Origin of the sequence: Roseomonas sp. FDAARGOS_362, from assembly GCF_002754815.1 — a bacterium.
GTDB classification, from domain to species: domain Bacteria; phylum Pseudomonadota; class Alphaproteobacteria; order Acetobacterales; family Acetobacteraceae; genus Roseomonas; species Roseomonas mucosa.
This window is the reverse complement of sequence record NZ_CP024588.1, coordinates 2,293,567-2,315,536: the sequence shown is the minus strand read 5'-3', so window position 1 is coordinate 2,315,536 and position 21,970 is coordinate 2,293,567. Positions and strand designations below refer to the sequence as shown.

Here is a 21,970-nt window from a genome sequence, read left to right as displayed (position 1 = left end):
CGGCGCAGTGAGGGGCCGGCCGGGCGATAGCGGGGCCGGCTGATGCTCCGGCACGCGCTGCAACGGCTGCTGCTGGCCATTCCCGTCCTGGTCGGCGTGCTGCTGGTCGGCTTCCTGCTGATGCAGGTGGTGCCGACCGATCCCGCCACGGTGCGGGCCGGCCCGACCGCCACGCCGGAGGTGATCGCCGCGATCCGGCAGGACCTGGGCCTGGACAAGCCGCTCTGGTGGCAGTTCGGCGCCTATGTCGGGCGGCTGGCGCAGGGCGACCTGGGCGTTTCCATCATCAACAACATGCCGGTGACGCAGGAGCTGGGCGACACGATCGGCCCGACGCTGGAGCTGATGTTCGCCTGCCTAGTCTGGTCCATCCCGCTCGGCATCGCCATGGGCACGGCGGCCGCCTACTGGCGCGGCACGCTGTTCGACCGGACGGTGATGGCCTTTGCCGTGGCCTGCGCCACGCTGCCGGTCTTCTTTATCGGGCTGATGCTGATCTGGGTGGTGGGCTTCCAGTGGCAGCTCCTGCCCTTCACCGGGCGGGGCGGGCCGCTCTGGACGATGGACGGGCTGCTGGCCATCGCCATGCCCGCCATCACCCTGGGCATGGCCTTCGTCGGGCCGGTGGCGCGGATGACGCGTACGGCGGTGCTGGACGTGATGGGGGCGGAACACGTCCGCACCGCCCGGGCCAAGGGGCTCGGCGAGTTCGCGGTGGTGATGCGGCACGGGCTGCGCAACGCGCTGATCCCCATCGTGACGCTGATCGGGCTGCAGATCGGCTTCCTGCTCGGCGGCGCGGTGGTGACGGAGACGGTATTCTCCTGGCCCGGCGTCGGGCGGCTGGCGGTCGGCGCCATCCTGTCCTCCGACTTTCCCATGGCGCAGGGGACGATCCTGGTGCTCTCCCTTGGCTTCATCCTGATCAACCTCGCCGTGGACGTGCTCTACGTCGCGCTCGACCCGCGGATGCGCGCGGCATGAGCGCCGTCCTGCCCGAGGCGGCCATCAAGGTCGCCGAGCCGGAGCTCGCCGCCACCGACGCCCATGTGGCGCGCGGCCCCGGCCTGTTCCGCCGCCTGCTGCGCGATCCGGTCGGCGCCGCCGCGCTGGTGCTGGTGGTGCTGCTGGTCGGTGCCGCGGTGCTGGCGCCCTGGCTCGCGCCGACCGATCCCTATGACAACGACCTGTCGCTCGCGATGCAGCCGCCGGGCGCGGCACCCGGCCTCTGGCTGGGGGCGGACGCGCAGGGGCGCAACATGGTCACGCGCCTGCTCTACGGCTTGCGGATGAGCCTGCTGATGGGCTTGGCCTCGGTCGTGCTGGGCGGGGTGACGGGAATGGTGGTGGGCTTCGCCGCCGCCTTCTGGCGCCGCATCGACGGGTTGCTGATGCGGCTGATGGACGTGCTGCTGTCCTTTCCCGCCATCCTCTTCGGCCTGGCGCTGGCGGCGATCTTCGGGCCGGGCATCTGGGCCGTGGTGCTGGCGCTGTCGGTCGCGACCGTGCCGCTGATGGCGCGCATCACGCGCGGCGCGGCGCTGGGCGTGATGCAGCAGGACTACATCGAGGCGGCGCGGGCCACGGGCATGTCCGATACGCGGCTGATCCTGCGGCATCTCGCGCCCAACTGCCTGTCGCCGATCTTCGTCTTCACCACGCTGCGCTTCGGGCAGGTGATCCTGCTCGGCGCCGCGCTGTCCTTTCTCGGCCTGGGGGCGCAGCCGCCGCTGGCGGAGCTGGGCGCCATGGCGAGCGAGGGGCGGAACTTCCTGTTCTTCGCGCCGCATATCGCGGTGATCCCCTGTGTCCTGATCTTCCTGGTCGGGCTGGGCTTCAACATCCTGGGCGATGCGCTACGCGACGCGCTCGATCCCCGGCTGCGCCGCTGACACCCCTTTCCACCTTGTTTCCGGGAGTTCCCAGCATGCGTCCGACCCTCCGCGCCGCGCTTCTCGGAAGCGCCTTCGCCCTTTCGGCCCTGATGCCCGTGGCGGGGGCCTGGGCGCAGGCCGCGCCGCGCGACACGCTGGTGGCGCTGCGCGAGATCGACGCCGACAACTACGACCCGGCGCGCACCACCTCGCAGTCGGCGGGCTGGGCCATCTACATGATGGCCGACACGCTGGTCTCCATGGACTGGGACCAGAAGACGGTGAAGCCGGGCCTCGCCGAAAGCTGGACGGTCAGCCCGGACGGCAAGCTCTACACCTTCAAGCTGAAGCAGGGCGTGAAGTTCTGCGACGGCAAGCCGATGACGGCGAAGGACGTGGTCTATTCCATCAACCGCTGGATCGACCCGGCCACGCGCAGCCCCTCGAAGTGGCGCGCCGGGCAGGTGAAGGAGGTCCGTGCCGTCGATGACCACACCGTCGAGTACGAGCTGAAGGAGCCCTTCTCCGAGCTGCTGACCCAGCTCACCATGTATTTCGGCTCCGTCGTCGATCAGGCGACGGTGGAGAAGCTCGGGCAGAATTTCGGCGTGCAGGGCTTCAACGGCACCGGCCCCTATTGCTGGGGGAGCTGGACGCCGCGGCAGGACCTCGTCCTGAACAGGCATGAGGGCTACAACTGGGGCCCGCCGATCTACAGGAACCTCAGCCCGCAGATCGGCAAGGTGATCTGGCGCGTGATCCCGGAGGCCAATACCCGCCTCGCCGCCTTGCAGACCGGGCAGGCCGATGTGGTGCAGGAGATCCCCTTCTTCGCGCTGGAAGGGCTGAAGAAGATCCCGACCGTGAAGCTGCAGCAGCAGCCGGTCTATTTCTGGGACTACTTCGTCGGCTTCAAGGTGGACAAGCCGGTGGTCAGCGACCCGGTGATCCGCAAGGCCATCAACATGGCGGTGGACCGCGGCCCGATCGCCAAGGCCGTCTTCTTCTCCGCCGGCGAGCCCGCCAACACCCTGCTGAACCCCAAGGTGCAGGATTTCGACCCTGACGCGGCGAAGCTGCAGCCCTCCTTCGATGTCGATGGCGCGCGCAGGCTGCTGGACGAGGACGGGTGGAAGGCCGGTTCCGACGGCATCCGCGAGAAGAACGGGCAGCGCGCGAGCTTCCTGCTCTACGGCATCCAGAACGGCACCAATAACAGCATGATGCAGGCGATGCAGGCCGATCTGCGCCGCATCGGCATCGAGATGAAGATCCAGCTCTGGGACGCCACCGTGGCCTGGGGCAAGCTGGCGACGCAGGAATTCGACGCCTTCACCATGTCCTATCCCTATCTCTCGGCGACGGATGCGCTGTCCCTCTATTTCCCCAGCGCCAACCGCCCGACGCCGAACCGGATGAACTGGGTGAACGAGGAGACCGACAGGAACCTGCTCGGCGCCCGCACCGCCACCGACCCGGCCAACCGCGCCAAGCTGATCGGCGAGGTGCAGGAGCAGATCACCGCGGCCAATGTCTGGGTGCCGCTGGTGCGCCAGCAGCTCTGGCTCGCCACCTCGCAGCGCGTCGAGGGCGCGCGGCCACACGGCGTCTATGGCGCGGCCCTGTACAAGGGCCTCGACATCAGGCTGACACGCTGAGGAGCATCCGGGCATGGCCGTCACGCTGATCCGCAACGCCGATGTCGTCCTGGCCTGGGACGAGGCCGCGAAGACCCATGCCTACCTGACCGGCGGCGACGTCGCCTTCGAGGGCGGCGCGCTGCGCTTCGTCGGCCGGGGCTATGACGGGCCGGCGGAGGAGGTGATCGACGGGGCGGGGCTGATGGTCATGCCCGGCCTCGTCAACATCCACACGCATCCGTCCAGCGAGCCGATGAACAAGGGGCTGCTGGACGAGATCGGCTCGCCCGGCCTCTACAACTCCTCGCTCTACGAGTTCATGCCGATCTTCCGCGCGGGCGAGGATGCGGTGCCCGACTGCGCCCGCGTGGCGCTGAGCGAGCTGCTGCTGTCCGGCGTCACCACCGTGGCCGACCTGTCCGTGCCCTATGACGGATGGCTCGACCTGCTGGCGGAAAGCGGGCTGCGCGCCGTCGTGGCACCGATGTTCCGCTCCGCCCGCTGGTACACGAAGAACGGCCATGTGGTGGAGTACGAGTGGGACGAGGCGGGTGGCGAGAAGGCCATGGCGGAGGCGCTGCGCCTGGTGGACCGCGCCGCGCAGCATGAATGCGGCCGCCTGTCCGGCATGGTGATCCCGGCGCAGATCGACACCGTCTCGCCCGGGCTGATGCGGGAAAGCCAGCAGGAGGCGAAGGCCCGCGGCCTGCCCTGGCAGATCCATGCCGCGCAGTCGGTGGTGGAGTTCCACGAGATCACCCGCCGCCACGGGCTGACGCCGATCGGCTGGCTCGACAGCATGGGGCTGCTGAACGAACGCGCCATCATCGGCCATGGCATCTTCCTCGACGACCATCCCTCGACGCGCTGGCACACCGACACCGACCTGAAGCGGCTGGCGGAGACGGGCACCAGCGTGGCGCATTGCCCGACCGTCTTCGCGCGGCGCGGCATCACCATGAGGAACTTCGGCCGCTACCGCCGTGCCGGGGTGAACATGGGCCTGGGCACCGACACCTATCCGCACAACATGCTCGACGAGATCCGGCTGGCCGCCTATCTCGCCCGCACCCAGGCGACCGACCCGCGCGCCGTCACCACGCAGGAGCTGTTCGAGGCCGCCACCACCGGCGGGGCGAAGGCGCTGGGGCGGGAGGATATCGGCCGCCTCGCCCCGGGCTGCCGGGCCGATTTCGTGCTGGTGGACGTCACCCACCCGCTGATGCAGCCGCGCCGCGACCCCCTGCGCTCCCTGGTCTATGCGGCCTCCGAGCGTGCGCTGCGCGCCGTCTACGTGGACGGGACCTGCGCCGTGCGCGACGGCAAGGTGCTGACCATGGATTTCGCCGGGGCCGCCGAACGGCTGAACGAGGCGCAGAAGCGCGTGGTGGCCGAGGCCCCCGGGCGCGACTGGGCGCACCGGCCGGTGGAGCAGATCTCCCCGCCAACCTTCCGCTGGTCCTGAGGAATCCGCATGCCCAGGGAAGAATCCCAGGACCTTCTCCGCATCGAGGGGCTGCGCACCAGCTTCCGCACCGGCCAGGGGCTGGTCTCGCCCGTGGACGGGGTGGACCTCGCCGTGCCGCGCGGCCGCACGCTTGGCATCGTGGGGGAGAGCGGCTGCGGCAAGTCGATGCTCTCGCTCTCCATCATGGGCCTCGTGCCGCCGCCGGGGCGGATCGGCGCCGGGAAGATCCTGCTGGAGGGCAGGGACCTCGCCGCGCTCTCCCAGTCCGAGATGCGGAAGATCCGGGGCGGGGAGATCGCCATGATCTTCCAGGACCCGATGACCTCGCTGAACCCGGTGCACAGCGTCGGCAGGCAGATCACCGAGGCGATGCGCGTGCATGACCGCACGGCTTCGGACCGCGCGCTGCGCGACGCCGCCATCGCGGCGCTGCGCCAGGTCCGCATCCCGGCGCCGGAACGGCGCTTCGAGCAGTATCCGCATGAGCTGTCGGGCGGGATGCGGCAGCGGGTGATGATCGCCATGGCGCTGGCCTGCCGCCCGCGCCTGCTGATCGCCGACGAGCCGACCACCGCGCTCGACGTCACGGTGCAGGCGCAGATCCTCGACCTGCTGCGGAACCTTCAGGCCGAGACGGGGATGTCGATCATCCTGATCACCCACGACCTGGGCGTCGTCGCGGAAATGGCCGACGAGGTGGCGGTGATGTATGCCGGGCGGGTGGTGGAGCGCTGTTCCGCCGCGAGCCTGTTCAACGACCCGCAGCACCCCTACAGCATCGGGCTGCTCGGCAGCGTGCCGCGGCTGGACGAGGAGCGCGACCGGCTGCTCGCCATCGACGGCGCGGTGCCGCCGCCCTTCGCGCTGCCCAAGGGGTGCCGCTTCAACCCGCGCTGCCCCTTCGTGCTGGAGATCTGCCGCAGCGCCGATCCGCCGCTGCGCGACGTGGCGCACCGACACCATGCCGCCTGCCTGCGCGCGCCGCTCGACGCGCTCGCCACGGAACTGGCGGCATGACCGCGCCGCTGCTGGAGGTTTCGGGCCTCGCCAAGCACTATCCCATCCGCAAGGGCATCGTGCTCGCCCGCCAGATCGGCGCCGTCCGCGCCGTGGATGGCGTCGGATTCCGCCTGAACCGGGGCGAGACCCTGGCGCTGGTGGGGGAATCCGGCTGCGGCAAGTCCACCACCGCGCGGCTGGTGATGCGGCTGATCGAGCCCAGCGCCGGCACGATCCGCTTCGACGGCCAGGATGTCACGACGGCCTCCGGCACCGCGCTGCGGGCGCTGCGCCGGCGGATGCAGATCGTGTTCCAGGACCCTTTCGCCAGCCTCAACCCGCGCCTGACCGTGGGCGACGCCATCGCCGAGCCGATGGCGGTGCACGACATGGGCAACGGCGCCGCACGGCAGGCGCGGGTGCAGGAGCTGCTCTCGCTGGTCGGGCTGCGGCCCTTCCATGCCGGGCGCTACCCGCATGAATTCTCCGGCGGGCAGCGGCAGCGCATCGGCATCGCCCGGGCCCTTTCCGTGCGGCCAGACCTGCTGGTCTGCGACGAACCCGTCTCGGCGCTCGACGTCTCGATCCAGGCGCAGGTGGTGAACCTGCTGAAGGACCTCCAGGCGCGCTTCGGGCTGAGCTATCTCTTCATCGCGCACGACCTGGCGGTGGTGAAGCACATGGCCGACCGCGTGGCGGTGATGTATCTCGGCCGCATCGTCGAGGTCGCCGAGAAGCGCGCCCTCTTCGCCGCGCCGCGCCACCCCTATACGCGGGCGCTGCTGTCCGCCATCCCGCGCCCCGACCCGGCGCTGCGCGGCTCGGTCACGCCCCTGGGTGGCGACCTGCCGAGCCCGGCCAACCCGCCCTCCGGCTGCCGCTTCCACACCCGCTGCCCCCATGCCGAGGCGGTCTGCCGGGAGCAGGACCCGGAGCTGCGCGCGCCCACCGGACCGCTGGGGGGCGATCCGGGCCACCTCGCCGCCTGCCATCTCGCGGATCGCCTGCCGCCGGTGGAGAATGTCGCCGAACATGGGTTGGCGCCGAATGCGGCGCGGCGGCTGGCGCTCTACACCGCCGCGCGGGAGATCAGGCTGGCGGGGTGAGGAGCCCGCCCGGAGGATCGGATCAGGGCGTCCCCTTTTCCTGCCCCAGCGGCGGGAATACCGCGACCACCGGCTGGACTGGATGATCCGTTCCGGCGGCATCGAGGTCGTGCTGGCCGGGCTGCGCGACAACAACATCCGCTTCTCCTGGCCGGAATAGCCGCGGCTCAGCGCTTCGGCGGATCGAAGACCTGCACGACGCCCGCGAAGGCATCCAGTGCCTCGCAACGCGCCGTATGGGCCGCCAGGCTGGGCCACGCGCCGCCGTCGCCATGGATCGCCGGATGCGCCTCGGCGAGGAAGCGCAGCGCGCAGCCCAGGGCGATATCGGCATGGCCCGGTGCCACGCCGTTCCAGAAGGGCGCGGGCTCGCGCGCCCGCTCCGCCTCCAGTACCGCGAGCACGTCGCGGATCTGCGCCTCGCAGCGCGCCACCCAGCGTTCCGAGACCGTCTCGTGCAGGATGCGTTCGTAGATCAGGCTGACCATCTTGTCGCAGAGGCCGGTGGCCAGGGCGCAGAGGCGCAGCATGCGCCGCCGTTCCGCGCCGGAGGCGTGGATCAGCCGCGTGTCCGGCGATGCCTGTTCGTCTAGGTGGTCCAGGATCGCGCCGCTCTCGATCAGCGCCTCGCCATCGTCGAGCAGCAGCACGGGGACGCGGCGCAGCGGGTTGATGGCGGCCAGCCGCTCCGCATCGCCGAAGGTGGACCAGGGCTGGTGCTCGTAGCCCAGCCGGTAGAGGCGCAGGGCCACCGCCACGCGGCGGACGAAGGGCGAATCGTACTGGCCGATCAGGATCATTCGGATGGTCTCCCTTGCCGGGCCTGCCAGGGCGCATCCTTGCCCCTGAGCGGCGTGGGCGCCAAGTGCCGGCCTTGGGGGGCACCCCGGTTCTCGCGTCTTGTGGATCGGGCCGGGCGGGCGGATGACGGCGGGACGGAAACATCCCCTGCGAGGACAGGACCATGACGCCACCGAGCCTGCACCATGTCGCCGACATCGCGGTGGAGGTGGGGGAACCCATCGCCGTGGGCGAGACCGGCGAGGGGCTGCGGCGGGTTGTGCCGATCCTGGGCGGCTGGGTCCGGGGGCCACGCCTGTCCGGCCGCATCCTGCCGGCAGGGGCGGATTTCCAGGTGATCAGGGCGGACGGCTACACCACGCTGGAGGCCCGCTATGTGGTGGAACTGGATGACGGGGCGCTCGTCTATGTCGTGAACACCGGCGTGCGGCATGGCCCGCCCGAGGTCATGGCCCGCATCACGCGGGGCGAGCCGGTGCCACCGGAGCAGGTCTATTTCCGCACGGCGCCACGCTTCGAGACCGCCGCCGCGGCGCATGCTTGGCTGACCCGGCCTCTCTTCCTGGCCACCGGCATCCGCCGGCCGGACCGGGTGGAACTCGCGGTCTTCGTGGTGGAGTAGCCGCCAGCCGCATCCCGCTGACGCTCCGGATGCGGGCGCAACGGGCGGAAGGCGGGGCGGGCGCTCCGCCGCCTAGGGTCCCTCTCCACCATCCAGGAGATCACGGGACCCGTGCCAGATCATCGCCCAAGCCATGACCCCGGCCATGGCCCGGACCAGCGTTCCGGCCCCCTGCCCGCCGGCTTCCGGCGCCTCGCCCTGTCCAGCCTTCCGGCCCAGTTCTCCGAACAGATCGCCCTGTCCGCCGCGCCGCTCGCCGCCGTGCTGCTGCTGGGGGCGGGAGCGACACAGACCGGGCTGCTCCAGGCCGCACAGACATTGCCCTTCCTGTTGCTGTCGCTGCCCGCCGGGGTACTGGCGGACCGTACCTCCCGCCGCCGCCTCATGCTGGGGGCGGAGGTGCTGCGCGGGGCCGCGCTGCTCGTCATCCTGCTCCTGCTGCTCGGTGGGGCGCTGACCCTGCCCTGGCTGGCGGTGCTGGGCTTCCTGGGGGCCGCCGGCACGGTGGCCTACAGCGTCGCCGCACCGGCCCTGGTGCCGTCCCTGGTGCCGGCCGGCAGGTTGGCCATGGCCAACCGCTGGCTGGAACTGACGCGCAGCACCGCCTTTGCCGCCGGTCCCGCCCTGGGCGGCGCGGTGGTAGGCTGGGCCGGGGCGGCGCCGGCCTATGCCCTGGCCACGGCGCTGTCGTTGCTGGCGGCACTGCTGCTCCGCAGTCTGCCGGACGGCACGGGGCATGGCAGGGGCCAGCGGAAACGGCGCCATCCCCTGGCCGAGCTGCGTGAGGGGGCGGTCTTTGTGCTGTCGCATTCGCTGCTGCGCCCGGTGCTGGTCACGGCGACGCTGTTCAACACCGCCTGGTTCCTGCTCCAGGCCGTCTATGTGGTTTATGCGGTGGAACGGCTCGGGCTGGGGGCCGGGGGAGTCGGCCTGACCCTGGGCCTCTATGGGCTGGGCATGGTGGCGGGTGCCGCGGTCGCGCCCCGGCTGATGCACAGGTTGACCTTCGGGGCGACCATCGCCCTGGGGCCATTGGGGGCGCTGCTGGCCTCGCTGCTGATGCTGGCGACCCTGGCCTGCCCGCCGGGCACCTGGCCCGGCGCCGCGCTGGCGGGGATGTCCTGCCTGCTTTTCGGCGCGGGGCCGATCCTCTGGACCATCGCCACCACCACCCTGCGGCAATCCGTCACGCCACCCGGGCTGCTGGGCCGGGTCTCGGCCACGATCGTGACGGCGACCTTCGGCGCCCGTCCGCTCGGCGCGGCACTGGGGGCTCTGCTGGCGAGCCAGGGCGGCATGGAAGCCTGTCTCTGGGCTTCGTCGCTGGGTTTCGCCGCGCAGTTCCTGGTGCTGTCACGCTCGCCGGTGCCGCGCCTTGCCCGTCAGCCCGACATGGCCTGACACGGACAGGAGCCCGGTCCGGCTCTGGGCGAGAGGCGCTGCCTCTCGCCCAGGGATAAAGCCCGATCCAGGTTCCGGTGCACGAGGGGGCTGTGGCAAGGCCCGGCCGGGGCCTTCGCCCCGCGATCAGTCCTTCCCGCCCGGGGAATCCTTCTGACCCTCGCCGGCCGTGTCCTGGCGGACGCCGATATTCACCGGGCCGCTGCTCTTCTCGCCCGGCTTCCCGGCGACCGAATCCTCCGTCTCGCGCTCGTAGTCGGCGGGGTTCACGCCCTTGCTCTTCGGGTCGTGCTGTTCGTCATTGGGGTCGTGCGGCCCGACATTGGACGGGCGCGCGGTCTTGGTGCCGCCGCCCCAGTTCTTGAATTCCTCGCTCAGGGTCTCTTCGGCCATGGATGAAGCCTCCTCAAAGGAGGACAACGCCGGGCGGGGGTGAGGGTTGTGGGGAAGGGGGCATCAGGAAGCGGCGCCCACCACCGCCACGGGGCCTTCCGCGATCCGCTCCGCCACCGGGGAGAGAGCGCCCAGCAGAGCGGAACGCAGCGAGGCCAGCTTGCGCTCGTTCTCCACCTTCAGGCCGAACACGTCCTTCACGTAGAAGACGTCCACCGCCCGCACGCCATAGGTGGTGATATGGGCCGAGGCGATCTGCAGCCCCTGCTCGCTGATCGCGGTGGTGACGTCGTGCAGCAGGCCGGGCCGGTCGCGCGCGTTCACCTCGATCACGGTGTGGGAGGCGCTGGCGTGGTTGTCCAGCACCACGCGCGGCGGGACGGTCACGGCGCGCAGGCGCGAGGGTTCGCGCCGCACCTTGCGGATCTCGTTCAGCAGGCGGATCTGGCCGGACAGCGCCTGCTCGATGAGGACCGAGAGCCGGGCCAGACGGTGCGGCGCCTCCAGCATCCCGCCATTGGCGTCCTGCACCCAGAAGGTGTCGAGCGCCATGCCATTGGTCATGGTGTGGATGCGGGCGTCCACGATGCTCGCCCCGCCCAGCGCCAGCGCGCCCGCGACCTGGGCAAAGAGGCCCGGATGGTCGGCGGCATAGACCGTCACCTCGGTCACGGCGCGGGATTCCAGCACGCGGGTCCGCACCGTCAGGGGGGCGCCGGTCGCCTCGGCCTCCCGCATCATGGTGGCGTGCCGGGCATGGGTGGCGGCGTCGAAGGAAAGCCAGTAGCCCGGGTAGCCGGCGCCCAGGAAGCGTTCCACCGCCTCCTTCGGCCATTCGGCGAGCAGCGAGGCGGCGGCCTGCTTGGCCCGGGCCACGCGCACGTCGCGCTCCGGCACGGAAAGCCCGCCGGCCAGAACCTCGGCCACGCGCCAGTAGAGCTCGCGCAGCAGGGTGGCCTTCCAGCCGTTCCAGACCTTGGGGCCCACGGCGCGCATGTCGGCGACGGTGAGCACCAGCAGCAGGCGCAGCCGCTCGGGCGACTGCACCACCTCGGCCAGGTCGAGGATGGTCTTGGGGTCGTCGATGTCGCGCTTGAAGGCGGTCTGGCTGACCAGGAGATGGTTCAGCACCAGCCAGGAGACGGTCTCCGTCTCCTCCGGCGTCAGGCCCAGGCGCGGGCAGATGTCGAGGGCGATGGCGGCGCCGAGCTCGGAATGGTCGCCGCCGCGGCCCTTGGCGATGTCGTGCAGCAGCGTCGCGACATAGAGCGCGCGGCGGGACTGGATCTGCCCGATCAGCTCGGAGGCCACGGGGGCGATGTTGTCCAGCCCGCCCTCGTCGAGCCCGTTGAGGACGCGCAGCGCCTCGATCGTGTGCTCCTCGACCGTATAGACGTGGTAGGTGTCGAACTGCATCAGCCCGACGATGCGCGCCCAGTCCGGCAGGTAGCGGGACAGGAAGCCGACCTCGTTCAGCACGCGGGTCCAGCGGGCGGAATGCGGGCCGGTCAGCAGGTTCAGGAACAGGTCCCCCGCCGCCGGGTCGTCGCGCAGCTTCGAGGCATGCCGGGCCGAGCGGATCAGCGCCCGCTGGGTGAGGGGGTGCAGCTCCAGCCCATGGTCGCGGGCGGCGCAGAGCAGGCGGAGCATGATCGCCGGGTCGGCGGCGATGTCGTGGCCGGCGGCGAAGATCGCCTTGCCGTCCGCCAGCGCCACGCCGGCGGCCGCGAGATCCGGGCTGCCGGCGGGGACCAGCGCCGGCGGCCCCATCGTGGCGCGCTCGATCGCCGGTTCCAGCAGGCGCGACAGGCGCACCACGTCCCGCGCGGTGAGGAAGAAGTGCTTCATGAAGCGCTCCACCCCGTCCTGCTTGCCGTGCCGGGTATAGCCCATGCGGGCGCCCACCACCGGCTGCAGGTCGAAGGTCAGGCGTTCCTCGGCACGGCCGGTGACGTAGTGGAGGTGGAAGCGCACCGTCCAGAGGAAGCTCCAGGCGCGGCGGAAGGCGCGGGCCTCGTCGGCCGTGAGCAGGCCGCCGCCCGGGCTGTCCTTGCCGACGAGCTGCCACATCTTCTGCGTGCCGAAGGCATAGCTGGCGAACCAGTACATGGTCTGGAGGTCGCGCAGGCCCCCGCGCCCCTCCTTGATATGAGGCTCCACCAGATAGGGGCTGTCGCCGTAGCGCTTGTGGCGCTGCTGCCGCTCCGTCCGCTTGGCGGCGAAGAACTGGCCGATGCCCCATTCCCGCCGGGCCGTGGCGAAGCCCTCGGCGAACTCGGCGAAGATCGGCTGCTCGCCGGACAGGAAGCGGGCCTCCAGCAGCGCCGTCTGCACCGTGGCGTCGGCGCGCGCATCCTCCAGGCATTCGGCGATGGAACGGGTGGCGTGGCCGACCTTCAGCCCCAGGTCCCAGAGCAGGTAGAGCATGAACTCCACCATCCGCTGCCCGCTGGCGCCCAGCGGCTGGCGGGAGACGAAGAGCAGGTCGATGTCGCTGAAGGGCGCCAGCACGCCGCGGCCATAGCCGCCGGTGGCGGCCAGGGCGAAGGCGGGCTCGCCCTCCGCCTGTCCCACCACGGCGAGGCTGTAGTCGTGGATCGAGCGGATCAGCCCGTCCATCAGCGCGCCGAGGCGGCGGCCGGCGATCAGCCCGGGCAGGGCGCCCGCCTCGAACTCCTCCTGCACGCTGGACTGCACCCGGCCGAGGCGGCGGCGCAGCAGCAGCAGCGCGGCGTCGCGGGGAACGGGGGTGCGCGCCTCCATCCCGCCGCCGGAGCCCGCCGGGGGAAGCAGAGCATCGATCAGGGCCTGCATGTCCTCAGGGGAGCAGGCTGCCGCGGTGTCCTGGCTGTCGCCGAAGAGTTTCATCAACGTGAAGATAGGATGGGCTGGGGCGACTTGACAGTCACCTCCGCTGCACCTGCGAGGCTTTTGAGCCGGTAGAGGGCCTCCAGGGCCTCGCGCGGGGACATGGCATCGGGGTCCATCGCCTCCAGGCTCTCGCGCAGGGCCTTGTCCGGGGCCGCTGGTTCCGGGTCCGTATGGAATCTCCCATCCCATGCAACACCCGGCGAAAAATGCTGCGGTGCCGGGTCCACGGGGTCCGGCCGGGCGGCCCGCAGCAGCGGCAGCTCCTCCTCCAGCGGGTCGAGGCCCTTCGCCCGGGCCTCCAGCGCCGCCAGCACCGATTCGGCCCGCGCCACCACCGCGCGCGGCACGCCGGCCAGCCGGGCCACGTGCAGGCCCCAGGAGCGCTCCGAGGCCCCCGGCGCCACGGTGTGCAGGAAGACCACCCGGCCCCGGTGCTCGCGCACCTCCATCCGAGCGGGGGCGAGGTCCGGCAGCTTGCCGGACAGTGCCGTCAGCTCGTGGAAATGGGTGGCGAAGATGGCGCGGCAGCGCAGCCGGTCGTGCAGCGCCTCCAGCACCGCCCAGGCGATGGCGAGGCCGTCCCAGGTGGCGGTGCCGCGCCCGACCTCGTCCAGGATCACCAGGGAGCGGGGGCCGGCCTGGTTCAGGATCACCGCCGTCTCGCTCATCTCCACCATGAAGGTGGAGCGGCCGCCGGCGATGTCGTCCGCGGCGCCGACGCGGGAGAAGAGCCGGTCCACCAGCCCGATCCGCGCTTCCTCGGCCGGGGCGAAGAGCCCCGCCTGGGCGAGGACCACCAGCAGCGCGTTCTGCCGCAGGAAGGTGGACTTGCCCGCCATGTTCGGCCCGGTCAGCAGGCAGAGGCGGCGGCCGGGGGAAAGATCGGCGTCGTTGGGCACGAAGGCCGGGCCCCGGGCCTTGCGCAGCGCGGCGTCCACCACCGGGTGGCGGGCCCCCCGCACGCGGAAGCCGGTGCCCTCCGAGATCTCCGGCCGGCACCAGCCGCCTCCGGCGGCGAGCTCGGCCGCCGCCTGCTGCACGTCGATCTCGGCCAGGGCCGTGGCGGCGGCGGCGATGCCCGGGGCGGCGTCGAGGCAGAGCTGGCGCAGATGCGCCACCACCCGCGCCTCGCGTCGTGCCGCTTCCTCCCGCGCCGAGGAGAGCTTGCGGTCCAGCTCCGCCAGGGCGGTGCAGGTGAAGCGATGGGCATTGGCCATGGTCTGGCGGTGGATCGGGGCGTGCGGCCCCTCCTGGGCCTTCGCGCGGAGCAGGGCCTCCCCGGCGGCGGCGGGGACCTCCACCAGATGGCCGAACTGCTGGTGGTGCCTGATCTTCAGGCTGGCCACGCCCCAGGCCTGGGCCAGCTCGCGCTGCATCTCCAGGATCGCCTCGCGCGCGCCGTCGCGCAGCCGGCGCAGCCCGTCGAGCTGCCCGTCATAGCCGGTGGCGATCGCGTTGCCGTCCTCGAAGCGGGAGGGGAGGTCCTCCGCCAGGGCACGGGCCAGCTCCGCCCGGGGGGAGTTCCCCGGCAGCAGGGCCTTCGCCGCGCGCAGCAGCAGCAGGGGCACGCCCTCCGCCCTGTCCAGCGCCTGGCGGATGCTCTCGGCCCGGCCCAGCCCTTCGGCCATGGCGGCGAGGTCGCGCGGAAAGAAGCGGCCGACCGAAAGCCGGGCCAGGGCGCGCTGCATGTCCGGCGCGCCGCGCAGGCCCTGCCGCAGGGCGGCGCGCAGGCGGCTGTCGTTCAGGAGGAACCCGACCGCCTCGTGCCGCTCGCGGATCGGCTCCGCCTCGGCCAGCGGGGCGGCGAGGCGGGCGGCGAGCTCCCGCCCCCCCGCGCCGGTCAGCGTCCGGTCCACCGCGGCGAAGAGGCAGCTTTCGGCATCGCCGCGCTCGGAACGCAGGATCTCCAGCGAGCGGCGTGTCGCAGCGTCCATCCGCAGCAGGCGGGATTCGCCGCAGCATTCCGGCGGCGCGAGGCGGGGCAGGGTGCCCCCCTGGGTGGCGCGCACATAGTCGAGCGCCATGGCCAGCGCCGCCACCTCCTCCTCCGAGAAGGCGCCGAAGCCGTCCAGGCTGGCGACCTCCCAGGCGGCGCGGGCGATGCGGGAGGGGTCGCGGGGCGGGGCCGTCTCGCGCAGCCGCTCGCCGCAGCCGGCCAGCGCGCCGCTGGCGACCAGGGCGGGCGGGGCCAGGATCTCCGCCGGCTCCAGCCGTGAGAGCAGCGTCGCCGCCTCGGCCGGCAGGACGGATTCGGTGCAGACCATGCCGGTGGAGATGTCGAGCCAGGCGGCGCCCAGGCGTTCTCCGCCTCCCTCCGCCAGGGCGAGCAGCCAGGAGGGGCGGCCGCCTTCCAGCAGGGAATCCTCGGTCACCGTGCCGGGGGTGACGATGCGCACCACCTCCCGCCGGATGGTGCTGGCCTTGCGCGCCTTGGCCTGTTCCGGCGTCTCCATCTGGTCGCAGAGCGCGACGCGGTAGCCGCGCCGCAGCAGCCGGGCGAGATAGGCCTCGTGCGCATGGGCCGGCACGCCGGCCATGGGGATGGGCTGGCCGTTGTGCTCGCCCCGGTGGGAGGTGGCGAGGCCCAGCACCTCCCCGGCCAGGATGGCGTCGTCGAAGAACATCTCGAAGAAATCGCCGAGCCGGAAGAAGACCAGCGCGTCCGGATGCGCGGCCTTGGCGGCGAACCACTGGGCCATCGCCGGGGTGGCGCCCTCGGCGGCGGGAAGGTTGCGATTCATCCATCCTTCCTAGGGCGCCGCGCCGGGGGCGGTCCAGAGCGGATCGGGCATGGGGCGGGTGCGGCGGGCGATGCCCTTCCGCTTGGCATCCCGGCCGCCCCGTCGCACTCTCCCGCGCGTCAGCCAGGGAGCCACGCCATGAATCGCCGCAACCTCCTCAAGGGCGCCGCCGGGCTGGGGGCCGCCGCCCTGGCCGGCGGCGTCGCCGGGCCCGCCCTGGCGCAGAACAGCCGGGCCAGCACGCTGCGCTTCGTGCCGCAGGCGAATCTGAGCGCGCTGGACCCGATCTGGACCACCGCCACGGTCACCTCGAACCACGGCTACTACATCTTCGACACGCTCTTCGCCGTGGATGCGAACAACCGCGTGCAGCCGCAGATGGCCGAGGGGCACGAGGTCGCCGATGGCGGCAGGCTCTGGCGCTTCCGCCTGCGGGAGGGGCTGAGGTTCCATGACGGCACGCCGGTGCGGTCCGCCGACTGCATCGCCAGCGTGAAGCGCTGGGCCTCGCGCGATCCCTTCGGCCAGCTCATCACCGGCATCACCGAGGAATGGAAGGTGGTGGACGACCGGAACTTCGAGCTCCGGCTGAACCGTCCCTTCCCGGCGCTGCTGGAGGCGCTGGGCAAGGCCGAGGCCAACGTGCCCTTCATCATGCCGGAACGGCTGGCGAAGACCGACGGCGCCACGGCGATCACCGAGATGGTGGGCTCCGGCCCCTACCGCTTCGTGGCCTCCGAGTTCAATTCCGGCTCCCGCGCCGTCTATACGAAGTTCGACGGCTATGTGCCGTGCCACGAGGCGCCCTCGGCCGCCGCCGGCGCCAAGATCGCGCATTTCCAGCGCATCGAGTGGCACATCATCACCGATCCCTCGACCGCCGCGGCGGCCCTGCTGGCGGGCGAGATCGACTGGTGGGAGCGTCCGCTCGCCGACCTGCAGCCGATGCTGGCCCAGAGCCGCGACGTCAGGCGGGAGATCCTGGACAAGGCCGGCCGCATGGCGCTGGCGCGGCTGAACTGCCTGCAGCCGCCCTTCGACAACGTGAAGCTGCGCCAGGCGGTGCTGAAGTCGGTGGTGCAGGAGGACTACATGCGCGCCGCCCAGGGGGACGACCAGTCCACCTGGAACACGATGCGCAGCCTGTACCCGCAGCGCACGCCCTACTACGTGGACCAAGCCGACCTGATGCCGGGCAGCATCGATGCCTGCAAGGCGGCGCTGAAGGAGGCGGGCTATGCGGGGCAGAAGCTGGTCATCATCAACCCGACCGACTTCCCGGATATCGGCCCGCTCGGCCAGGTGACGGCGGATGCGCTGCGCCGAGCCGGGATGAACGTGGAGCTGGCCGAAAGCGACTGGGGCACCGTCATCCAGCGCCGCAACTCGCGCGAGCCGGTGGAGAAGGGCGGCTGGAGCATGTTCCACACCACCGGCGGCTCCAACCTCTATGGCAGCCCGGCGACCTCGCCCCTGCTGCGGGGCCAGGGCGAGAAGGGCTGGTTCGGCTGGTGGAAGAGCGACAGGGCCGAGGCCCTGACGCAGGAATGGCTCTACGCCTCGGATGCCGATGCCCAGCGCCGCGTCGCCCTGGAGCTCGGCCGCCACGCGCTGGAGGAAGCCGGCACCCTGCCGCTCGGCCAGTTCACCGTCCGCACCGCCTTCCGCAAGGATCTCACCGGCTTCGTGGAGGGTTCCTCGCCCTTCCCTTGGGGGGTGCAGCGGAGCTGAAGGCGGCCGCCTTCCATGACTGGGGTGGAGACATGGCCTCCACCCCGCCTGGGTTGCGGGCGGGGGCCTATTCCGCAGGAACCGCGACATCCCCCAGCAGCTTGTCGACGGTGATCGGCAGGCTGCGGATGCGCTTGCCCGTGGCATGGAAGACGGCGTTGGCGATGGCGGCGGCGGTGCCGCAGATGCCGATCTCGCCCAGGCCCTTCACGCCGAGCGGGTTGCCCTTGTCGTTGTCCTCCTGCACGAAGATCACGTCGATGTCGTGGACATCGGCGTTCACCGGCACGTGGTACTCGGCCAGATTGTGGTTCATGAAGCGGCCGAGATTGTGGTCCTGCAGCGACTCCTCGGTCAGCGCCATGCTCATGCCCCAGACCACGCCGCCGATGATCTGCGAGCGTGCGGTCTTGGGGTTGATGATCCGCCCCGCGGCGACGGCATCGACGATGCGGGTGACGCGGATGACGCCCAGCTCCTCGTCCACCCGCACCTCCGCGAAGACGGCGGAGTGCGTGTAGGAGGAATACGTCTTCTGCATTTCCTTGGAGGGGGAGGCGGTCTGCTCCTCCTCGATCCGGTCCAGCCCGGCGGCGCGCATCACCTCGGTGAGGGGCAGGGAGCGCAACGGGTCCGCACTCAGGCCGATGCGGCCATTGGCGAAGCTGACATCCTCCATCGCCGCGCCGGCGAGCGGGGAATCCGGCAGGCCGCGCGCGGCGCCGAGCAGGCGGGCGCGCACCATGTCGCAGGCCGCCAGCACCGCGGAGCCGGCCGAGGCGGCGGTCCAGGAGCCGCCCTCGACGGGCGAGGTGGGCAGGGAGCTGTCGCCGATCTTCGCCGTGACATCCTCCATCGCCAGCCCCAGCGCGTCGGCGCCGATCTGGGTCAGGATGGTATAGGTGCCGGTGCCGATATCGGCGGTGGCGGTGGCGACTTCCAGCTTGCCATCGGCGGTGAGGGTGGCGCGGGCGCTGGTCTTCATCATCTGCGCCTCCCAGACGCCAGAGGCCACGCCCCAGCCGATCAGCTCGCGCCCCTCACGCATCGAGCGGGGCTCGGGGCTGCGCCTGCTCCAGCCAAAGCGCTCGGCGCCCTCGCGATAGGCGGCGCGCAATTCCTTGGAGGTGAAGGGCTTGCCCTCGTTCTCGTCCTTTTCCGCATAGTTCCGCAGGCGAAGCTCCAGCGGGTCGGCCTTCAGCGCGTGGGCCAGCTCATCCAGCGCGGATTCCAGGGCGAAGAGGCCGGTTGGTGCGCCCGGGGCACGCATGTCGCAGGGCGTGTAGGTGTCGATCTTCGCCAGCTTGTAGTCCAGCGCCACGTTCTCGCAGTGGTAGAGCAGGCCGGACCAGTTCACCACGACCTCCTGGTAGTCCTCGAACTGCGAGGTGCCGGAGATCGCCTCGTGCCGGATGGCCTGCAAGACGCCATCCGCAGCGGCGCCGATGCTGACGTCCTGCAGCACGTCGGGCCGGTAGCCGAAGGTGAACATCTGCTCGCGCGACAACACGACACGCACCGAACGTTCCAGCTCCAGCGCCGCCATCACGGCGAGGAAAAGCTGGTACTGCGGCCGCAGCCCCGAGCCGAAGGCGCCGCCCACGAAGGGCGAGATCACGCGCACCTTGTCGGCGGACAGTCCGAAGACGTTGCTGACATACTTCTGGCTGTTCTGCGCGCCCTGGATCTTGTCGTGGACGGTGATCCTGCCGTCGCCTTCCCAGACCACGGTGGTGGCATGGGGCTCCATCGGGTTGTGGTGCTCGATGGCGATGCGGTACTCGCCCGCGACCTTGTGCGGGGCGGCGTCCAGGGCCTTCTCCGCATCGCCGCGCGGCGGGGGAGGGGGCGCGATGCCGGAACGCTTCTTCGGTGGCACATAGGCCGCTCCGCGCACGGCGACGACATCCGTGGCATGCGGCGCTTCCTCGTAGCGCACCTGCACCAGCATGGCGGCATGGCGCGCGGTGGAGAAATCCTCCGCCACCACCAGCGCCACGGGCTGGCCGCTGTAGTGGATCTCGGCATCGTAGAGGGCGCGGAAGGGCGAGCCCGGCGGCGCCACGTCATCCTGGTAGTTCTTGCTGCGCCAGGCGGTGCGCGGCCGGTTCTCATGGGTGAAGACCTGCACCACGCCAGGCACGGCCAGCGCCGCCTCGGTGTCGATCGCGGCGATCTTGCCCCGGGCGATGCCGCTGGACACGACGACGCCGTGCAGCAGGCCGGGGGCGGTGAACTCGGCGGCGTACTTCGCCTCGCCGGTCACCTTGGCCTTGCCGTCCACGCGGCTCTGCGGGGAACCGAAATAGGGGGTGTTGCTGCTCATCGGACGTGTCCCCTCACTGGATCCGCTTGTCAGCGACGGGCTGCGGCGTGCCGGCCGCCGCCTGGGACAGGGCGCGCAGGATGGCCTGCCGCGCCATGGGAATCTTGAAATCGTTCTGGCCGTGGCCCCGCGCGCCCTCGATCAGCGCCTCGGCGGCGGGCAGGAAGCTTTCCAGCGTGGCAGGCCTGCCGCGCAGCAGCGCCTCCGCCTCGGGCCGGCGCCAGGGCTTGTGCGCCACGCCGCCCAGGGCGATGCGCGCCTCCTTCACCGTGTCGCCTTCCATCTCCAGCCCCACGGCGACGCTGACCAGGGCGAAGGCATAGGAAGCGCGGTCGCGGAGCTTGAGATAGGTGTGGTGTTCCGCGAAGCCCTGCGGTGGCAGGTCGATCGCGGTGATCAGCTCGTCCGCACCGAGATTCGTGTCGCGCTCCGGCGCATCGCCGGGCAGGCGGTGGAACCCGGCGAAGGGGATCTCGCGTTCGCCCTGCGGGCCGGTGACGCGCACCACCGCCTCCAGCGCCGCGAGTGCCACGCACATGTCGGAGGGATGGGTGGCGATGCAGCTCTCGCTGGCGCCGAGGATGGCATGGATGCGGTTCACGCCGGTCCTGGCCGGACAGCCGCTGCCGGGCACGCGCTTGTTGCAGGGCGTGCCCGTATCATAGAAATAGTAGCACCGCGTCCGTTGCAGCAGGTTGCCACCGTTCGTGGCCATGTTGCGGAGCTGGGGCGAGGCGCCGGACAGGATCGCCAGGTTCAGCAGCGGGTAGCGTTCGGCGACGCGGCTGTCATAGGCGGTCTGGGCATTGGTCACGAGGGCGCCCAGGCGCAGGCCACCTTCCGGCGTTTCCGTGATCTCGCGCAGCGGCAGATGGGTGACATCCACCAGATGATCCGGCCGCTCCACATTCTCCTTCATCAGGTCGAGGAGATTGGTGCCGCCCGCGATGAATTTCGCCGCGCCGGTGGCGTGGCTGCGGACCGCGCCCGCGACGTCCGCGGCGCGAGTGTAGTCGAAGCGGTTCATTGCGCTTCCTCCCCGGCCTGCAGCGCCTGCTCGATCGCCGCCACGATGTTGGGATAGGCGCCGCAGCGGCACAGGTTGCCGCTCATCAGCTCGCGGATCTCGGCCGGGTTCTTCGCCCGCCCCTCGCGGATCAACCCGACGGCGGAACAGATCTGCCCGGGCGTGCAGTAGCCGCACTGGAAGGCGTCGTGGTCGATGAAGGCCTGCTGCACCGGATGCAGGTGGCCGTTGGACAGCCCCTCCACGGTGCGGATCTCGCAGCCTTCCTTCATCACGGCCAGGGTCAGGCAGGAATTCACCCGCACCCCGTCCACCAGAACGGTGCAGGCACCGCACTGGCCCTGGTCGCAGCCCTTCTTGGTGCCCGTCAGGCCAATATGGTCGCGCAGGGCATCCAGCAGGGTCGTCCAGGGTGCCAGCGGCACGGTATGGTCCTGGCCGTTGACCCTCAGGGTCACGTCGCGTGCCTCATGGCCGGGTCTGGCCCCGGCGGGGGCCTCGGTCGCGGTCTCACTCAATGCCAGGCCCTCCGGCTTCGTTTGCTTATGGCGTCGGAACGGAACGAACCGTCCCCGTGCCGAGGGCCTCGGGGCGGAATTCCGGCGGTTCATTCCATGGCCGCTCAACGCCTCCGGGGAGGAGCCGGTTGCCGGAAGGGCGAGGCGCGCGGGAGGCTCACGCCAGAAGTGAGGCGATGGCCCGCATCCGGCGGTTGCGGTATGGCGCCGTGACGGCCAGAACCGGCCCGGCCCGGCCCGGCCCGCCCGGCCGCCGGAATCAGTGCTGCGGTAAGCCCGCACCGCTCGCCACAGCGTGAATCCCGGGGCGGCTTCTCAACAGGGCCGCCCAAGCGCCTGATCCGTGGCGGAAATGCCCCAGTCCTGATTCGGATGCGTAAGCTCCTCCACCAGATATTGTGTGAAACCGAGGGTCTGATAACCATATATATGGTCACTGAGCCCGAGGCGCC

Annotated in this window: 16 protein-coding genes; 9 read left to right on the top strand and 7 right to left on the bottom strand. The window is 71.2% G+C overall.

What is annotated here, in order from left to right; genetic code table 11:
* Window positions 1–42: 42 nt before the first annotated feature.
* The 6 genes from CTJ15_RS15345 to CTJ15_RS15320 are packed head-to-tail and all read left to right on the top strand — an operon-like array spanning window position 43 to window position 7,087.
* Window positions 43–984: an ABC transporter permease gene (locus tag CTJ15_RS15345; RefSeq protein WP_019460754.1), complete on the top strand. Its 942-nt coding sequence runs from the start codon at window positions 43–45 to the stop codon at window positions 982–984.
* A complete protein-coding gene (locus CTJ15_RS15340; protein ID WP_058390446.1) occupies window positions 981–1,892 on the top strand; it encodes an ABC transporter permease in 912 nt (303 codons plus the stop codon). The genes CTJ15_RS15345 and CTJ15_RS15340 overlap by 4 nt, the downstream gene beginning before the upstream one ends.
* Window positions 1,893–1,927: 35 nt before the next feature.
* Complete coding sequence (locus CTJ15_RS15335; protein ID WP_099781669.1) at window positions 1,928–3,532, top strand: ABC transporter substrate-binding protein; 1,605 nt, start codon at window positions 1,928–1,930, stop codon at window positions 3,530–3,532.
* A gap of 13 nt (window positions 3,533–3,545) precedes the next feature.
* The gene (locus CTJ15_RS15330; RefSeq protein ID WP_058390444.1) at window positions 3,546–4,979 is read left to right on the top strand and encodes an amidohydrolase family protein; all 1,434 of its coding nucleotides are present in this window, start codon (window positions 3,546–3,548) and stop codon (window positions 4,977–4,979) included.
* Between the two features lie 9 nt (window positions 4,980–4,988).
* Window positions 4,989–5,999 (top strand): ABC transporter ATP-binding protein, encoded by a 1,011-nt coding sequence (locus CTJ15_RS15325; RefSeq protein ID WP_019460758.1) that lies wholly within the window; start codon window positions 4,989–4,991, stop codon window positions 5,997–5,999.
* Window positions 5,996–7,087: an ABC transporter ATP-binding protein gene (locus tag CTJ15_RS15320; protein WP_019460759.1), complete on the top strand. Its 1,092-nt coding sequence runs from the start codon at window positions 5,996–5,998 to the stop codon at window positions 7,085–7,087. Before CTJ15_RS15325 ends, CTJ15_RS15320 begins: the two co-directional genes overlap by 4 nt.
* A gap of 167 nt (window positions 7,088–7,254) precedes the next feature.
* Here CTJ15_RS15320 and CTJ15_RS15310 read toward each other — a convergent pair whose 3' ends face one another.
* On the bottom strand, window positions 7,255–7,887 hold the full coding sequence (locus CTJ15_RS15310; RefSeq protein ID WP_099781668.1) for a glutathione S-transferase family protein: 633 nt from the start codon (window positions 7,885–7,887) through the stop codon (window positions 7,255–7,257).
* A 164-nt stretch (window positions 7,888–8,051) separates the two neighbouring features.
* Between CTJ15_RS15310 and CTJ15_RS15305 the strand changes: the two genes are divergently transcribed.
* The gene (locus CTJ15_RS15305; RefSeq protein ID WP_058390442.1) at window positions 8,052–8,510 is read left to right on the top strand and encodes a DUF3237 domain-containing protein; all 459 of its coding nucleotides are present in this window, start codon (window positions 8,052–8,054) and stop codon (window positions 8,508–8,510) included.
* Window positions 8,511–8,621: 111 nt separating this feature from the next.
* Window positions 8,622–9,911, top strand: a complete 1,290-nt coding sequence (locus CTJ15_RS15300) for an MFS transporter (RefSeq protein WP_079253452.1) — start codon at window positions 8,622–8,624, stop codon at window positions 9,909–9,911.
* Window positions 9,912–10,037: 126 nt separating this feature from the next.
* Here CTJ15_RS15300 and CTJ15_RS15295 read toward each other — a convergent pair whose 3' ends face one another.
* From CTJ15_RS15295 to mutS, 3 genes are all read right to left on the bottom strand, one after another.
* Window positions 10,038–10,304: a hypothetical protein gene (locus tag CTJ15_RS15295; RefSeq protein WP_019460764.1), complete on the bottom strand. Its 267-nt coding sequence runs from the start codon at window positions 10,302–10,304 to the stop codon at window positions 10,038–10,040.
* Between the two features lie 63 nt (window positions 10,305–10,367).
* Window positions 10,368–13,118: a [protein-PII] uridylyltransferase gene (locus tag CTJ15_RS15290; protein WP_019460765.1), complete on the bottom strand. Its 2,751-nt coding sequence runs from the start codon at window positions 13,116–13,118 to the stop codon at window positions 10,368–10,370.
* Between the two features lie 53 nt (window positions 13,119–13,171).
* Window positions 13,172–15,916 carry a DNA mismatch repair protein MutS gene (gene mutS, locus CTJ15_RS15285; protein WP_076970307.1) on the bottom strand — a complete coding sequence of 915 codons (2,745 nt, stop codon included), beginning with the start codon at window positions 15,914–15,916 and terminating at the stop codon, window positions 13,172–13,174.
* A gap of 138 nt (window positions 15,917–16,054) precedes the next feature.
* Here mutS and CTJ15_RS15280 point away from each other — a divergent pair, with 138 nt between their 5' ends.
* The gene (locus CTJ15_RS15280) at window positions 16,055–17,647 is read left to right on the top strand and encodes an ABC transporter substrate-binding protein (RefSeq protein ID WP_058390073.1); all 1,593 of its coding nucleotides are present in this window, start codon (window positions 16,055–16,057) and stop codon (window positions 17,645–17,647) included.
* Window positions 17,648–17,714: 67 nt separating this feature from the next.
* Here the strand turns inward: CTJ15_RS15280 and CTJ15_RS15275 are convergent, their stop codons facing one another.
* Genes CTJ15_RS15275 through CTJ15_RS15265 form a run of 3 tightly spaced genes read right to left on the bottom strand, consistent with a single transcriptional unit; the run spans window position 17,715 to window position 21,458 of the window.
* Entirely contained in the window at window positions 17,715–19,973 is a 2,259-nt protein-coding gene (locus tag CTJ15_RS15275) for a xanthine dehydrogenase family protein molybdopterin-binding subunit (protein ID WP_058390072.1), read from the bottom strand.
* A gap of 13 nt (window positions 19,974–19,986) precedes the next feature.
* The gene (locus tag CTJ15_RS15270; RefSeq protein ID WP_058390071.1) at window positions 19,987–21,000 is read right to left on the bottom strand and encodes a xanthine dehydrogenase family protein subunit M; all 1,014 of its coding nucleotides are present in this window, start codon (window positions 20,998–21,000) and stop codon (window positions 19,987–19,989) included.
* Window positions 20,997–21,458, bottom strand: coding sequence for a (2Fe-2S)-binding protein (locus tag CTJ15_RS15265; protein ID WP_019460770.1), 462 nt, complete (start codon window positions 21,456–21,458; stop codon window positions 20,997–20,999). Before CTJ15_RS15265 ends, CTJ15_RS15270 begins: the two co-directional genes overlap by 4 nt.
* Window positions 21,459–21,970 lie beyond the last annotated feature (512 nt).

Coding starts and splice junctions, on each gene's coding strand:
- CTJ15_RS15345 (WP_019460754.1), top strand. CDS start 43: ATGCTCCGGCACGCGCTGCAACGGCTGCTGCTGGCCATTCCCGTCCTG.
- CTJ15_RS15340 (WP_058390446.1), top strand. CDS start 981: ATGAGCGCCGTCCTGCCCGAGGCGGCCATCAAGGTCGCCGAGCCGGAG.
- CTJ15_RS15335 (WP_099781669.1), top strand. CDS start 1,928: ATGCGTCCGACCCTCCGCGCCGCGCTTCTCGGAAGCGCCTTCGCCCTT.
- CTJ15_RS15330 (WP_058390444.1), top strand. CDS start 3,546: ATGGCCGTCACGCTGATCCGCAACGCCGATGTCGTCCTGGCCTGGGAC.
- CTJ15_RS15325 (WP_019460758.1), top strand. CDS start 4,989: ATGCCCAGGGAAGAATCCCAGGACCTTCTCCGCATCGAGGGGCTGCGC.
- CTJ15_RS15320 (WP_019460759.1), top strand. CDS start 5,996: ATGACCGCGCCGCTGCTGGAGGTTTCGGGCCTCGCCAAGCACTATCCC.
- CTJ15_RS15310 (WP_099781668.1), bottom strand. CDS start 7,887: ATGATCCTGATCGGCCAGTACGATTCGCCCTTCGTCCGCCGCGTGGCG.
- CTJ15_RS15305 (WP_058390442.1), top strand. CDS start 8,052: ATGACGCCACCGAGCCTGCACCATGTCGCCGACATCGCGGTGGAGGTG.
- CTJ15_RS15295 (WP_019460764.1), bottom strand. CDS start 10,304: ATGGCCGAAGAGACCCTGAGCGAGGAATTCAAGAACTGGGGCGGCGGC.
- CTJ15_RS15290 (WP_019460765.1), bottom strand. CDS start 13,118: ATGCAGGCCCTGATCGATGCTCTGCTTCCCCCGGCGGGCTCCGGCGGC.
- mutS (WP_076970307.1), bottom strand. CDS start 15,916: ATGAATCGCAACCTTCCCGCCGCCGAGGGCGCCACCCCGGCGATGGCC.
- CTJ15_RS15280 (WP_058390073.1), top strand. CDS start 16,055: ATGAATCGCCGCAACCTCCTCAAGGGCGCCGCCGGGCTGGGGGCCGCC.
- CTJ15_RS15275 (WP_058390072.1), bottom strand. CDS start 19,973: ATGAGCAGCAACACCCCCTATTTCGGTTCCCCGCAGAGCCGCGTGGAC.
- CTJ15_RS15270 (WP_058390071.1), bottom strand. CDS start 21,000: ATGAACCGCTTCGACTACACTCGCGCCGCGGACGTCGCGGGCGCGGTC.